Source organism: Pseudomonas sp. RIT409, assembly GCF_003052515.2.
GTDB lineage: Bacteria > Pseudomonadota > Gammaproteobacteria > Pseudomonadales > Pseudomonadaceae > Aquipseudomonas.
The window spans coordinates 229,206-243,459 of the sequence record NZ_QARE02000005.1; the positions used below are offsets into that span (position 1 = coordinate 229,206).

The following is a 14,254-nucleotide window of genomic DNA, read 5'->3' on the forward strand; positions in this document are numbered from 1 at the left end:
TTGGAAAGAGCGTTAATCAGGAACGTCTGCGTTAACCGGTGTCCCTGTCGTCATGGCTGTGGTTCTTGGTCACGCTTCGTCGAGCGCAGGGGGTGTGACGGCAATGGTCTCCGGGTGGTTGTCATCGCTGTGCAAGGCATACGTCCAGTTCACCACTGTGTCGTCGGCCAGCGTTTGTTCGACCGTCCGACCGTAGACATCCAGCCTTGCAGTGGTCACGCGGTCCGGCTGACCGGGCACTTTGACGGTGGTTTGAGTGATGCGGTCCAGCCCATCCCGGCCCCATTCCTTGCTGCGAATCAGCGTTCCCTGTGAGTCATATAACTGCTCGGCGAGTGGGCTGCCGGACACATTGTGCAGCGTCTGGGTGCAGGCGCTGCGAAGGGGACCGTTTTGCTGCCACGTCTTCAGGGAGAGGGTAACTGGGTTGTGCTCGCTGTGATGTTGGACCCCGTCCGGCGTGGTGCTGCAACTCACCTGACCCCAGTCATCGTACTGAGTGGTTGTAATGAGCGTGAGCGCCGTCACTGTTGCCGGGTGTTCTGGGTCGCGCAACCAGTCCACTTGGGTTTCGATGAGGGGCCGGCCCAAGGCGTCGAAGGCCGTGCGGGCAATTTCGCGAAATACGCCTGGCGCGTGATCGATGTCTTCAAGCTCCACCCGCACGGTTCGGCCTTCGCCATCGAGCCATTGACGGCGACGCTGACCGGTGGTGAGGCAGTCCTCGACCATCACTGGGTTTTCGCCGGTCGCCCGGTGTTCGAGCGCGACGGCATCGCCGATGTGATAGGTCGTGGTGCGGCGGGTTTGGTAAGGGCTGTCGTCGGCAGTGATGACGAGGGTAATCCGCCCCAGGTCGTCATAGTCGTAGCGAGTAATGACCCCAGCTTGATTGCGCTCCCGTGTCACTCGGCCGGTGCTCAGCGAGCGCGCGATGCTTTGCGTCGCCCGCACCCGCTCAGTGTTTTCAAAGCCAATCAGGGTGACATGGGTGCTCAGCTCGTCCTGTGTTTGTTCGTAGCGATAGGAGGTGGTCGTGGGTTTGTCGTTGAGCGTGGTGATTTTTCTATCCACGCGGGCGTAGTGCGGACCTGGCTCGGTGATGTAGGTCTGAGTAGTGGTCTCCAGAACGCGGTTGTGGGTTACATCCCGTGCCGTTTCGCGCTCGACCACCACGACCGCAGGCTCACCCTCAATGAGCGACGCCAATGCAGTGTAGGTGTAGCTCGTGGAGATTTCGGATGCGCCGCCGTAAGAGCCATCTTCCAGACGAGCAGGTCGGGTGGTTTTCTTCTTCAGGTACCTGACCATGCCCATGGCGTTGGCCGGGCATCCTTCGGCGCCTTCGGCGGGGTAGTACTCGTTGTGCTCTTCGACACCGTTGGGGCTGCGACTGAATACGACATTGCCGTTGTCATCGTAGCGATATTCGGTCGTCTCGCTGCGTTGATTGCCGGTCTTGTGGTCAATGAAAGTGACGGTTTGTTCATGAGGCAACTGGCACCACGCTGGCTGTTCGTCCCAGTGGGTGTCAGGCTTGATACCGAACGTGGTCTGGCGCCTGATCTCGGAATCCCCCTGGCGGGTGGATTCACTGACAGGCAGGTGAAAGCGGTTCCAGGTGCGCGTCGTGGTCGCGAGCGTGCGCGCTTGTTCATCCATCTGCGTTTCAATGACTTCGTAGTTGTAATCTTCCTGGACCGCATAGAGGTTGTCGCGTCCGGTCTGCCAGTTGAAGGGGTGCTCGCTTCCGAATCCCAAAAGTTGAGTGCACCGACCCATTCGTAAGAGCGGGTCAGTTCAACGTCTCCCGTTCCGGATGAATGCTTCCATTCAATCACCCTTGGCAGTTCGGGGAAGGGAGCACCGGGTGGAAGCTGGTGGCCAAACTCGCCCGTCCCCCATCGGATGCTGTCCGATGTCCCCAATGGGCTGGTAAGTTCGGAAGGCAATAGTATTTCCAGTTCGGCATTCACCGGATGCGCCTCATAAGTCACGGTGAAGGGTCGTTCGATGCCAGGCAGGTACACAGCGCCCAGCATATCGTTCGTCAGTTGCAGTGACAGGGTACGAGCCTCATGGCCTGGCACCTGAAATACGACTTCTCCACCGTCGCCCTGAACCTCCAACAGCGTGCGGGTCTCGTCGCGGATTTTGTCGAGTCTGAAGTCGTCATTGGCGAACGCAGACCAATCCACGTACAGCCTGCGTCCCTCCTGGCTGCGAAGCTCCGTCAGCACGTATTTGGCACTGTTGGGTTGCTTGGTCAGAATCTCGGTCTGCCCGGATTTGTGATCGATTCGGACTTCAGTGTCGCTTTGGCACGTGACGACCATGGATTTGAGCTTGTTGTCGAACAGCACCAGCTCTTTGCCAGGCGAGAAGTCGGTATTTTTAATATCGATGGCAAAACGTTCGCCTGAAGAAAGCTGGAGGGAGGCTGAGGTTTGCTGCAGGTTGATTTCGCTGAAACCCAGTGCCCAACCGTAGCCAAATCCCCGGTCGACGGTCGAGGTCAATACGTTGAAGGACAAGGTGGGCGAAAGAGAGGGCCCCGCGAGATCGTTGGCGGGAAGTAGCGGCAGCTGGAATGCAATCGTGAACTGCCCTGTACGGGCATCGACGCCCGTCTTTATAAAATCCACGAAATTTGTCGCTTGGGTATGAATACCGCTGATTGACATATCATCACTCCCTGTAAATATGCCTGATAAAGAACGCACCCTTTTGAACGTCCGCTCAAAAGGGGCGTCGCTACCGCTGCACTATTCAGTGGTCATCGTAGTGCTCGTCAATGACTTTGAAGTTTGGAATGTTGCCGTTGGATTCCGTGAACATCTCGATTTTGTGTGTGTTTCCGTTCTGATCCCGCAACAGCCATACACTGCGCTCATTGAGGGGTTTGACCGATACAGGAAACGCAGGGTGTTTCTCATAAATGTTGACGCGTACGAAATTCATGACATTGCGTCGGGAGACATTGATGGTGATGTGTTCGTTGCTGAAACTCAGCTGTGTACCGACTCTGTAGGCGATGTGCATCTGTGTACGGCTTTCTTTGCTGTCAAAAAACCAGGATGCCTCGGCTTCGAACTTTTTGTGGAACCACGGCTCTCCCTCATCCACGGTTCCTTCTTCAGCTTTTACGGACTCCACCAGCCGGTGTCGTGGGTCCTTGAAGGACAGATGGTAGACGTCGACGTCCAGCTCTTTCGTGGCTTTCTGTCCTGCGTGCCAACTGCTCAGGTCCTCCCAGTGAACATCTTCGCCCCAGAATTTAAAATCCTGGCGAGTAAGTCTCAGATTCGGATTGACCGTCGTAATGGTGCACGATGAGTTGAAGTACTTGGTTCCGGTGATTGCTACAAGCTCCTCATCTTTGTTCATGGCTGCATGAAGATTGATGGGGATACCCGCTTCATGTGTGGAGGAAATGTAGAAGGTTTTGATGTTCTGGCCTGCGATAACCTCCGGTGCTCTCAAGTTGGACGGGCCGTGCGGGTCTTTAAAATAGTTGAACCGAGGGTCGCGCGTGGTCGAGACTTTGAAGTCATCCGACAGTTCACGGTATTCACCCCCTTTGGAAGTGACGAGCCTGAGGCTGCTCAATTGCTCTTCAGACAGCTCCACATTTTTTGCCGCTTGGTAGGTGACCGTTATTTCGATCTGCTGATGCCCGTTGTTATAGATTCGAGGCTGGCCAGAGGTTATCTGAATTTTAAATGTGCTGAGAAAGTGGGTGTTTTCAATGATCTTCATTTCATTCCATCCATGGAGTGACGTGCCGCTCGATCAAGATGTGCTTGAAAGAGAAGCCAGGCGGTTTGCCTACGTTAAACAGACTGAGGTCGTTTGCGCTTCACATGTACTCGAGCAACGCGAAATCCAGACCTGCGCCATCGTTGAACTGTTTCATCTCGATCGTGTGCGCATTGCCATATTGGTCCAGTAACGCCCAACGGCTGGCGTCGTGATGAAATTCCACCTCAGGGCGGTCGCTGGTCGTCTTCAGCCGCACGAAATTCATGACGCCCGGCGTCTGGTTCAGCGGGAGGGAGGTGCCCTGAAAAACGAACGCCTTGGGTTCGCCCATCGTGTAGGCGTAGTGGTAGAAGTTCTGAAAACGCGGTGGGACGGACGCTTCTTCATCAGCGTCCTCCCAGGGGGAAATATCGAGGTGGTTCTGGTAATAGGCGACGCCTTCACCAGCCCCGCGAGGAAGGGATGCCACAATTCTGCGTGCTGGGTCCTTAAAGGCCAGGGAATAGATTTCGCAGCTTGCCTGTGCGAGAGCAGGCTCAGGGTTCGGTACAGCGTCTCCCCAGAACAAGAAGTCGTCTGCACTCACCTGGGTGGGTGCTACCGACTCCACAGTGACCGAAGCGTTGAATGTGCTGCTGTGAGTGACGCAGCGCGTCTCGTCGTCCTTGCTGATGACGGCGTAGAGGGTGTCCTGGCGGGCCTCTGGGCGTGTCGACGAAACATAGAAAATCCGGCGCTGAGTCGTGGATTCGAGGCCTGTAATGTCGGAGGCAGATGCGTCCGGGTGATAGTCGAAGCGTTCGTCACGTTCGGTGCCGAGCTGAAGATCGCCAGAAAGCCCCTGATAATTGCCCTCATCATCCAGGGTGACGAGCTGGATGCTCGCCATCTGCTCTTCGGTGACTTCTTCACCTTCTTGTGGGGTGACTCCGACCGTGATTTCCACTTGGTGGCGCCCATTGGAGAACACCTTGTTGGAGCTGGAGGTGACAGCGAGGGTAAAGGTGCTGATCCATTGGGTATCGTCTGTATAGCTCATGGGGATTACCGTCCGTGGTGCTGATAAGAGACCCGAGTGTAGAAGTCGTCCCGCACCAGATGGATATACATATATATCGCGCGGCGACAGAGGTTTTCAGGAGTTGTCAGGGTGGGTGTTCAGCGGTGAGCGTCATCCTGCTTGAGGCAGCGGTAGGGATGGTCTATCGGATGTGTGGCAATGGCGGAGTCGCTGCGCGCGTTGGCGAATCGCCATGTTTGCTCTACATTGGCGTTTCCTGATGACCTCGGGACCGCGGCACTGCCTGCCGTCGCAAGACGCGGCCGTCGGCGGCATGAGGCGGGTCCACCTGGCTTGACTGTAGAGCTCCAACAATGAATCACCCTCATGTAGATGGATCTATTCAGCGCTTGCGGATGAAGCGCTTCGCCATGGCGGCGGGTACCTACATGCTGCTGATCGTGCTCATGTGGGTCGCGTACGGCGCGGGGTATTACCGAGCCGATTTCTTCGATGTCTGGCTCGTCAGTGTCTCGGTCATGATGTCGCAGGCAGCCCTGAGCCTGGTGTTTTTCAGCGGCTTTAACCAGCGCTTCAGGGATTCTAGCCTGACGGAGTTTCAAGTCCTGATGGGCCTGGGGTGGGAGACGTTTCTGCTCTACCACCTGGATTCGGCGCGGGGCACGTTCCTGGTGCTGTATGTGCTGGTCTTGCTCTTCGGTCTGTTCCACCTGCCGCCGAAAATATTCACCCGCTGCGCTGTCGTGGCGCTGCTCGGGTTTACCGCGCTCAACCTGTGGGACGCGCATCAGGGCCAGTTGTCCGACCCCGGTCTTGCCAGTCTGCAGACCAGCGCGCTGTTCATCGTTCTGGGCTGGCTGTGCCTGTATGCCCGTTTCGTACAAGGCTCGCGCCAGCGCATGCACCAGCACCGCATCACCTTGCAAGCGCACCAGGAAACGCTGCGCGGCATGATGTTCCAGCTTGAGGAGTTGGCCTCAACTGACGAACTGACCAACCTCTACAACCGCCGTCACTTCCTGCGCCTGGCAACGCGCGAGTTGGAAAGCATGGAGGGGAGTTACACCGCAGGCCTGGCGCTGATCGACCTCGACCATTTCAAGCGGGTGAACGATGTCTATGGGCATGCCACGGGCGACCGGGTCCTGCAGGTGTTCGCCTCCGCGGCAAGTCAATGCCTGCGTGCCGACGACATTCTTGCCCGATATGGCGGGGAGGAGTTCGTTCTGCTGATTCCCCGCTGCACTCGGGCACAGTTGATCGAGTGCTGCGAGCGCGTGCGGTTGGCCTTCGAGCAAACTGACATTCCCGAGTTGTCCGGCCTGCAGTTGAGCCTATCAGTGGGCATGACGGTCATCGAGCGTGGGGATGACATGGACCGCGCGCTGCACCGTGCCGACCAGGCGTTGTATCGCGCCAAGCATCACGGTCGCAATCGCTGCTATGGCGCCTGGGATCATGTCGATGCCTGAGTTGCGAGCAGCCGATCGACAGTGGTCAGTGGCTTCGGGTAGCAGCCTGCTCGATGCTTTGAATGACGCCGGTGTCGCTGTGCCCTATAGCTGTCGGGCAGGCAGTTGCCATGCGTGCCTGGTCCGTTGCCTCAGTGGCGAGCCACTCGACGCGATGCCCGACGCGCTGCCAGCCGCCAGGCGAGAGCAAGGCTGGCGCCTGGCGTGTCAGTGTCGAGTCGTCGAGGACGTCTGTGTCGAGGTGTTCGATCCTGTTCGAAACGGTGTTCCAGCCCATGTCAGCGGATCCGAATGGCTCAGTCCGACCGTACTGCGCCTGCAACTGCAACCCGAGCGGCCTCTACGGTATCGGACCGGTCAGCATCTGGTGCTCTGGACTTCGACAGGGGTCGCCCGGCCTTACTCGCTGGCGAGCTTGCCAGGAGAAGACCCCTTTCTGGAGTTTCATATCGATTGCTCACGGCCCGGCGCTTTTGCCGATGCCGCACGTGGCCTGAAGCCTGGCGATACGCTGCGTCTGGGCGAGCTTCGCGGCGGCGCGTTGCACTATGATCCCGATTGGCAGGAGCGGCCCCTTTGGCTCTTGGGCTCGGGCACCGGGTTAGGGCCGCTTTGGGGCATCCTGCGCGAGGCGTTGCGTCAGCGACACCAAGGTCCGATCAGAGTGATGCACGTTGCGAGCGAGCCTTATCTTGCGGCTCGGCTTCCCAGCCTGATGGCCGAACACAGCGCCCTGCAGGTGGAACTGATCGAGCCCGAATCCTTGCCGAATGTCTTGTCGAGCCTGCGTGTTCCCTCTCGGCAAACCATTGCGCTTGTCTGTGGCGCGCCTGCGAAGGTCGAGGCCTTCACGAAGCGCTTGTTCATTGCCGGGTTGCCGCGAGGGCAGGTGCTGGCGGATGTGTTTCTGGAAAAGGCCCGGTCAGTTGAGGGCCCACGGTAAATAGCATGCTCCCTACTGTCATTTCTGACAGTAGATAACGTTCGGACGAGGGGGTATCTATCTCGCTGGGCACTGCGACGCTCAGGAAAACGCAGGGTGGGACGCAGTGCCAACTGACCAGGGAGGTTTGCATGTCGAATTCTGCCTCATCCGTACATAGCGCGACGCCGGGCATCAGGGTCTTCGATCCAAGGGCTTTGGTCGTGTCAACGGTCGAATTTCATCGTGCAGCGGCGGATGCGATTGCCGAGCCGCGCGCCCATTACCAACGTTACGATAGGGCGGGGCGGCTCATTTCGGCCTACGATCCGCGTCTCGGGCGCACGTTAGCCGCGCAGGAAGGGGGTGTTCCCAACCGGTCTTATCACCGGAGCCTTTCAGGCACCGTGCTTCTTTCTCAAAGCGTCGACGCAGGGTGGGTGCTCAATCTTGCAGGCGAGGCGGGCGAATCACGAGTTGTATGGGATGGGCGCGGTCATGTTCACTACCGCGTATTCGATGATGAACTTCGGCTCACAACCGTCCTACAGCAGACAACTGATGGTTTCGCGAGTGTGGTCGAGCGGATGACCTATGGCGGCCCTAAGGAACATCATCAAAACCTCTGCGGGCGGTTGGCGCGGCATGACGATATGGCGGGGACGCTGCAAATGTCCTGCTACGATTTGGCGGGAAACGTTGCCGCCGAGCAGCGGCGCTTTCTCAAGACGCTGGACGATCCGGATTGGCCATCGGCTCTCGCCGCCCGTGACGGGTTATTGGAAATCGAAAGCGCGGAGACTTGCCGCGTTTTCAATGCCTTGAGCGAACCGTTACGGTGGATTGACGCGCGGCAGAATATTCAACGGTTCGAGTACGACATAGGTGGCCACTTGCATCGGGTTTCGTTGCAACTGAGTGGCGCCGAGCCACGGTTACTGCTCAGTCAAGTTCGCTTTAACGCGCTCGATCAGATCGTGAGCGAGACAGCGGGGAATGGAGTGGTGACATCAGCGCAGTTCTGCCCTCAGAGTGGCCGCCTGCTTCATCTGGAGTCCGGGCTACCGGGGGGTGCGGCGATTCAATGCCTGGCCTATCAATATGACCCGGTGGGGAACGTCACGCGCGTCGACGACGGCGTGAAACCCTCGGTTTTTTTTCGCAACCAGCAGATCAGCGCTACGAACACTTACGCCTATGACTCGCTCTACCAATTGATCGAGGCCACAGGCTTTGAGTTTATCCGGTCCGAGGGCTGGCGGAGCCTGACCGGCGCATACTTGGGTACTGCCGATCCGGGGCAACTGGCCAATTATTGCGAGCAGTACGCGTACGACTCAGCGGGCAATCTTCAAACTGTGGTGCACAGTGGCGCCCAAGCGTTTACGCGTCGCATGATCACTTCGGCGACCAGCAATCGGAGCTTGTTGGTTCAAGGCGATTGGACGCCGGATGAGCAGGATATTGCCAAGGGTTTCGATGCCAATGGCAATCAACAGGCTTTGTTCCGTGGTCAGGCTCTGGAGTGGGACGTGTGCAACCGGCTACGTCAGATCACTCCGGTTATCAGAGACGACGGGAGTACCGACAGCGAGCGATATGTCTACGACGCCTCGGGACAGCGTGTGCGCAAGGTGCGACTGGTGGGGGGGATTCCTCAGGTTCGCCGTCGAGAAGTGCGCTATCTGCCCGGTCTGGAGATACACAGCGATTCGGTGGGCGACACAGCGTGGCACACGGTTGAGGTCCACGCGGGTCGCAACCGGGTGTTCTGGACCCAATGGGTGAATGGAGCCCCAAGTACGGGGCGAGACAGCTTTGCCCGCTTTTCCCTCACCAATCACCAAGGCTCGGCGACGCTGGAATGTGACGAAACCGGCACGTTGCTCAGCCAGGAACACTACTACCCATACGGCGGTACGGCATGGTGGGCCCAGGCGCAGACCACCGCTGCGGGCTTTAAAACTCGACGTTATTCGGGCAAGGAGCAAGACGTCAGCGGGCTGTATGACTACGGAGCCCGTTATTACGCGCCGTGGTTAGGACGATGGATCAACCCGGATCCGGGAGAGGATGTGGATGGGCTGAATCGGTATCGATTTGTTAGCAACAATCCAGCCACAATGACCGATCCTGATGGGAGGGAAGGGACGGTGACATTGTTGTATGGGTTTGATCCTGCGCGGGACAAGTACTTGGAAGGCGGTAGCGAGGCGTCATCCCGCAGCATCGTGACGATCGATTTGTTGAATGCCGGGATCGGCATTTCGCCTGATACGGTGATGGGGTATTACGGGGATGTTATCGAGCCATTTTTTGACGGTAATGCCGAGGAGGGTGACGATACGGACGATCGTCAAGTACCTGAAGAGGGCGTAGATATATTTCTGGAAAAGGCTACTCATTATAAAGGCAGCAGAGAACAAGCCCACGCGCTCTTGCAGAGCTGGTCCGACTTTCTCTATGCGCACAATGAGAGATTCAACGTGCGCAACAAAATCAAACGGTATGACGAAAGACCAGAAAAATGGGGAGAGTTCTGGCGCAAAAATATGAGAATGCCGTTATCGCAACAAGGGCAGGGGGCAATGGCTGCGATGCTCCAAAAAGACCCCGAGGCATTGTTTGGAGGTTCCTCATCGGCAATGGAGCATGCCGCCGAGGGCGTAACCAACTGGATATTCAGACGCATATCCAAATTGGGGCTGGATTGGGCCCACAGCGATTCTGCGACGCTCCCCGCCGACGTCGAGTTCGTCGACGTAGGATTGAGTAGCCCTGCTGACGCTTCCAGCGGCTGGGAAGATCTGAACTCGACGCATTACAATTCGCGACGTTATAAAACCATCTCTTCAGACAATACCTACGAACCCATTACCTATTCGGAGCGTCGGCATGTGGAGCGTAATAAGGCCCAAATGTCGAAGGTGAGATTCATCAGGATGAACCAGCTCCACCATTAGCTCACTGAAAAGCCCCGAACGCTCACGCGCCGGGGCTTTTTCCATGACGGCAGCGTCTTACACGATTGGGTCGCCGACGTGCAGGATCTTCATGCCGTTGGTGCCGCCAATGGTGTGGTAGCTGTCGCCTTTGGTCAGGATGACCCAGTCGCCTTGCTCAACCAAGCCGCGCTTGACCAATTCGTCCACAGCCGATTGGCTGACTTGACCTGGCGGCAGGGAGGCCGGGTCGAACGGAATGGTGTACACGCCACGGAACATGGCGGCACGCGCCTGGGTTTCGCGGTGCGGAGAGAACGCGTAGATCGGCACCGAGGAACGGATACGCGACATGATCAGCGGGGTGTAGCCGCTTTCGGTCAACGCGATGATCGCTTTCACGCCCGGGAAGTGGTTGGCGGTGTACATGGCCGCCAGCGCGATGCTTTCGTCGCAACGGGTGAACGAGTGGCCGATGCGATGGCTGGAGGTCTTGCCGGTCGGATGGCGTTCTGCGCCGACGCAAATGCGCGCCATGGCCGCGACGGCTTCAACCGGGTACGCACCGGCCGCGCTCTCAGCGGACAACATCACGGCATCGGTATAATCGAGCACGGCGTTGGCCACGTCCGAGACTTCCGCGCGAGTCGGCATGGGGCTGGAAATCATCGACTCCATCATCTGAGTGGCGACGATCACCGCTTTGTTGTGGCGGCGCGCGTGCAGGATGATTTTCTTCTGGATGCCCACCAGTTCGGCGTCACCGATTTCCACGCCCAGGTCGCCACGGGCAACCATGACCGCGTCACTGGCGCGGATCAGCGCGTCAAGGGTTTCGTCATCGGCAACGGCTTCGGCGCGCTCGACCTTCGCCACCAGCCAAGCGGTGCCGCCCGATTCGTCACGCAGCTTGCGGGCGTATTCCATGTCGGCAGCGTCGCGAGGGAAGGAAACGGCCAGGTAATCCAAGTCCATTTCAGCGGCGAGCTTGATGTCTTGCTTGTCTTTTTCAGTCAGGGCCGGTGCCGTCAGGCCACCACCACGGCGGTTGATGCCTTTGTGGTCCGAGAGCGGGCCACCGATGGTCACGGTGCAATGCAGGGCGTCGGCGGTCTGGGTGTCGACCCGCATGACCACACGTCCGTCGTCGAGCAGCAGTTCGTCGCCTACACCACAATCCTTGACCAGATCGGGGTAATCGATGCCGACCACTTCCTGAGTGCCTTCGGTCAGAGGATGGCTAGTGGAGAAGGTGAACTTGTCACCGACTTTCAGCTCGATCTTCTTGTTCGCGAACTTGGCAATACGGATTTTCGGCCCCTGCAGATCGCCGAGCAGTGCAACGAAGCGGCCATTTTTGGCGGCGATGTCACGAATCAGCTTCGCGCGAGCCTTGTGCTCGTCGGGCGTGCCATGGGAAAAGTTCAGGCGGGCGACATCCAGGCCAGCGAGAATCAGCTTCTCGATGACTTCCGGCGAATTACTGGCAGGGCCAAGGGTGGCGACGATTTTGGTGCGACGAACGGACATGCACAAACTCCTTAATTGAAGCGCAGCGGAAGGCTACTCCTGTATTGCGCTGTAGTCATTGTTCCTTTGCACTACGCGTCACGGATTGCATGGGTAATCGGCCCAGTTCGTGCAAAGCCACAGCCGACGAAACGGACTTGAAGAAATCCGCCGCCTCGCCGATATGTTGGAGAGCACAGGAGACTCTCATGCGAATCGTGATGATATTAATGGCGCTGGTAGCCTTGAGCGGCTGCACGCGCTGGGCAATGAACAGCCATCTGGATAACGCTAATCGAGCGTACGCGAAAGGCGATTGCGACGCCGTGATGTACAACCTGTCCAAGGTAGACCGCGAGAGCCGCGCGCGCCGTTACGTTCAGCCTGAGGTGTCGATGTTGCGCGGTCAATGCCTGGAACGCCAGAAGCTTTACGTGGATGCGATCCAGACGTACCAGTTCATCATCACGCAATACCCCTATAGCGAATACGCATTCAGGGCCCGCGCGCGATTGGACACGCTGCACCAACTGGGGCATGACAACCTCGCACCGTCGGCGGTTGCTCGACCTGCTTCACTTTAGTTACACCCGTATGGATAGGGCGTCACGTTTTTCGAGTGGCCTTTCTGGAATAGTCGGCTAGTCTGCAAACGGTAGGGACCTAAGCTTTCTTCACAGGAGTGGCGAAGGGCACTTCAATTATTTCCACGAGGGCGAGCGTTCGCGTTCGCTATCGCGAAATTGAATAATGGATGCGTGACTTCGATTCTGTCTGCTGAGTCAGATGACGTCCCTGTGGTATGAACAGGTGGTTCGATCGGTCGTCGTCTGTGCTCACGCGTGATCGGATCTCTTCGCATTAGCAAGACCATGCTCAATGGTCATTCGAGGATCTCTGTCGAATGCTCAACGAAAGACGAATCGAGCGGCACCAATTGCCCTATTACCTCCAGGTGTTCAACCGCTACACCGACAAGCCATTGGGTTGCCTGGGGAATGTCTCAGAAGAGGGCCTGATGTTGATCAGCGATCTGCCGATTCTGGTCGGCGCCGACTTTCAGCTGCGCCTGAAAGTCCCGGATGAGAAAAACGGTCTGTACAACATAGACATCAACGCCAGTTGCCTGTGGTGCCAGGAAGACGAGACGCCAGGCGTCTACGATTCCGGTTTTAAACTGAAAGCCGCCCCTGCCGAGTATTACCATCTGATTCAGGCGTTGCAGCGTTACTTCAGCTTTTATCCTTTGGAAGCGTCTGCCTGAAACCGGCACCTGTCACAGGGTGCCGGCTTTTTTCCAGCTCAGGTAACGACTGACCAAACGTGGCCCCAATTCGGCGGGCCGAACGTCCAGCACCGGAATGCCATGAGCGGACAGCCGCTCATGCAGCTCTGCCCGCGCATTGAGAAAATTTACCGCGCCACAGTAGTCCAGCGCCTGCTGCCACGTCTGAATGGGCGTATGCCGCAGTTCGTCCAGTACTTCTTCACGCAAGCTGGCCACCAGCACCCGGTGCTGACGGCTCAATCGTTTGATCGCGCCCAGCAGCTCATCGTCATCTTCATCGCGCAGGTTGGTGACCAGAACCACCAGCGCCCGCCGCTTCTGCCTGATCAGCAAGTGGGTGATCGCAACGGAATAGTCAGCAGGTTTCTGAGTGCTCTGCAGGTCGTAGACCTGATTGAGCAACAGGTTCAACTGGTTGGAGCCCTTGACCGGTGTCAGGTGCCGGTCTTGTTCGGCAGCGAAGGTCGACAGCCCCGCCGCATCGCCTTGCCTCAGCGCAGTGTAGGCCAGCAGCAGACAGGCATTGAGTGCATGATCGAAGTGGGTGAGTTCGCCGTCCTGACTGCGCATCCGCCGTCCGCAATCGAGCAGGAAGACGATTTGCTGATCGCGTTCGTCCTGATACTCCCGTGCAATGGGTGTGCGATGCCGGGCAGTGGCTTTCCAGTCGATCTGCCTCAGACTGTCGCCCTCGCGAAACTCTCGCAACTGATTGAATTCCAACCCCAGCCCACGGCGGGGTTGTTGGCGGATGCCGATCCGGCTGAGCCAGTTGTCGACAGCCAGCAACTGGCTGTCGTGCAGCCGTGCGAAGTCCGGATAGATCCGCGTCGAGTCGGGCAACGGAAGGTAGCGTCGAGATAGCCAAAGCCCCATCGCACTGCGCAGTTGCACCTCGGCCTTTTCAAAAGTGAACAGGCCCCGACTCGTCGGGCGCAGTCGCCAAGTCAGGTCCCCGGTGTGGCGCGGACGCAAGGTAACGTGTCGAGGCAGGTTCTGGGTCTCGAAACGGTTACCCTGTCCTTCCGGGCCGTGGTCGAAGAAGGTCACGGCAACGCTCCGCCGCCAGTCGTGGTCGATGCCAACCCTGACATCGACCCATCGGCCTAACGGAAGGCTGCCCGGAACGTGGCGCTGCAGGCGAGGGCAGGGCAAACGCCAAAGCCCGAACGCATCGGTGGCGGCCAACAGGCCGGTCACACAGACCAGTATCCAGAACAGCCGCTCCAGTCGCCCCGCCAATCCCCACTCCAGCGCTTGAAGGATGCCAATGAGCACGCCGAATCCTGACAGAATCGCCAGCCACCAGAGCAGTCGCGCGGAGGGTTTCAACCGTTG

General features: G+C 58.1%; 11 protein-coding genes. 6 read left to right on the top strand and 5 right to left on the bottom strand.

Going from position 1 to position 14,254, the window contains the following annotated elements:
• Positions 1-69: 69 nt before the first annotated feature.
• Positions 70-1,761, bottom strand: a complete 1,692-nt coding sequence (locus DBP26_RS09155) for an RHS repeat domain-containing protein (protein ID WP_158541412.1) — start codon at positions 1,759-1,761, stop codon at positions 70-72.
• 317 nt (positions 1,762-2,078) lie between these two features.
• Here DBP26_RS09155 and DBP26_RS09160 point away from each other — a divergent pair, with 317 nt between their 5' ends.
• The gene (locus tag DBP26_RS09160) at positions 2,079-2,423 is read left to right on the top strand and encodes a hypothetical protein (protein WP_108236970.1); all 345 of its coding nucleotides are present in this window, start codon (positions 2,079-2,081) and stop codon (positions 2,421-2,423) included.
• Positions 2,424-2,769: 346 nt separating this feature from the next.
• On the opposite strand, the gene DBP26_RS09165 is transcribed toward DBP26_RS09160, so the two are convergent.
• Together DBP26_RS09165 and DBP26_RS09170 are read right to left on the bottom strand one after the other, a co-directional pair.
• Positions 2,770-3,759, bottom strand: a complete 990-nt coding sequence (locus tag DBP26_RS09165; RefSeq protein WP_108236971.1) for a hypothetical protein — start codon at positions 3,757-3,759, stop codon at positions 2,770-2,772.
• Positions 3,760-3,859: 100 nt separating this feature from the next.
• Positions 3,860-4,801, bottom strand: a complete 942-nt coding sequence (locus DBP26_RS09170) for a hypothetical protein (protein WP_108236972.1) — start codon at positions 4,799-4,801, stop codon at positions 3,860-3,862.
• A 335-nt stretch (positions 4,802-5,136) separates the two neighbouring features.
• Here DBP26_RS09170 and DBP26_RS09175 point away from each other — a divergent pair, with 335 nt between their 5' ends.
• The 3 genes from DBP26_RS09175 to DBP26_RS09185 all read left to right on the top strand — a co-directional run bounded on the left by DBP26_RS09175 (position 5,137) and on the right by DBP26_RS09185 (position 10,140).
• Complete coding sequence (locus DBP26_RS09175; protein ID WP_108236973.1) at positions 5,137-6,255, top strand: GGDEF domain-containing protein; 1,119 nt, start codon at positions 5,137-5,139, stop codon at positions 6,253-6,255.
• A complete protein-coding gene (locus DBP26_RS09180; RefSeq protein ID WP_108237045.1) occupies positions 6,248-7,198 on the top strand; it encodes an iron-sulfur-binding ferredoxin reductase in 951 nt (316 codons plus the stop codon). The genes DBP26_RS09175 and DBP26_RS09180 overlap by 8 nt, the downstream gene beginning before the upstream one ends.
• A 131-nt stretch (positions 7,199-7,329) precedes the next feature.
• Positions 7,330-10,140 carry an RHS repeat-associated core domain-containing protein gene (locus tag DBP26_RS09185; RefSeq protein ID WP_108236974.1) on the top strand — a complete coding sequence of 937 codons (2,811 nt, stop codon included), beginning with the start codon at positions 7,330-7,332 and terminating at the stop codon, positions 10,138-10,140.
• Positions 10,141-10,197: 57 nt separating this feature from the next.
• Here the strand turns inward: DBP26_RS09185 and pyk are convergent, their stop codons facing one another.
• Entirely contained in the window at positions 10,198-11,649 is a 1,452-nt protein-coding gene (gene pyk, locus DBP26_RS09190; RefSeq protein ID WP_108236975.1) for a pyruvate kinase, read from the bottom strand.
• 188 nt (positions 11,650-11,837) lie between these two features.
• On the opposite strand from pyk, the gene DBP26_RS09195 reads away from it, so the two are divergent.
• Together DBP26_RS09195 and DBP26_RS09200 are read left to right on the top strand one after the other, a co-directional pair.
• Positions 11,838-12,212, top strand: a complete 375-nt coding sequence (locus tag DBP26_RS09195; RefSeq protein WP_108236976.1) for a hypothetical protein — start codon at positions 11,838-11,840, stop codon at positions 12,210-12,212.
• A 320-nt stretch (positions 12,213-12,532) separates the two neighbouring features.
• Positions 12,533-12,892 carry a PilZ domain-containing protein gene (locus tag DBP26_RS09200; RefSeq protein ID WP_108236977.1) on the top strand — a complete coding sequence of 120 codons (360 nt, stop codon included), beginning with the start codon at positions 12,533-12,535 and terminating at the stop codon, positions 12,890-12,892.
• Positions 12,893-12,904: 12 nt separating this feature from the next.
• Here DBP26_RS09200 and DBP26_RS09205 read toward each other — a convergent pair whose 3' ends face one another.
• On the bottom strand, positions 12,905-14,248 hold the full coding sequence (locus DBP26_RS09205; protein WP_108237046.1) for a DUF58 domain-containing protein: 1,344 nt from the start codon (positions 14,246-14,248) through the stop codon (positions 12,905-12,907).
• Positions 14,249-14,254: the final 6 nt, after the last annotated feature.

Bases quoted from the DNA above. Each gene is read 5' to 3' on its own strand.
- DBP26_RS09165 (WP_108236971.1), bottom strand. From the start codon at position 3,759: ATGAAGATCATTGAAAACACCCACTTTCTCAGCACATTTAAAATTCAG.
- DBP26_RS09195 (WP_108236976.1), top strand. From the start codon at position 11,838: ATGCGAATCGTGATGATATTAATGGCGCTGGTAGCCTTGAGCGGCTGC.
- DBP26_RS09200 (WP_108236977.1), top strand. From the start codon at position 12,533: ATGCTCAACGAAAGACGAATCGAGCGGCACCAATTGCCCTATTACCTC.
- pyk (WP_108236975.1), bottom strand. From the start codon at position 11,649: ATGTCCGTTCGTCGCACCAAAATCGTCGCCACCCTTGGCCCTGCCAGT.
- DBP26_RS09180 (WP_108237045.1), top strand. From the start codon at position 6,248: ATGCCTGAGTTGCGAGCAGCCGATCGACAGTGGTCAGTGGCTTCGGGT.
- DBP26_RS09185 (WP_108236974.1), top strand. From the start codon at position 7,330: ATGTCGAATTCTGCCTCATCCGTACATAGCGCGACGCCGGGCATCAGG.
- DBP26_RS09170 (WP_108236972.1), bottom strand. From the start codon at position 4,801: ATGAGCTATACAGACGATACCCAATGGATCAGCACCTTTACCCTCGCT.
- DBP26_RS09160 (WP_108236970.1), top strand. From the start codon at position 2,079: ATGGCCTGGCACCTGAAATACGACTTCTCCACCGTCGCCCTGAACCTC.
- DBP26_RS09175 (WP_108236973.1), top strand. From the start codon at position 5,137: ATGAATCACCCTCATGTAGATGGATCTATTCAGCGCTTGCGGATGAAG.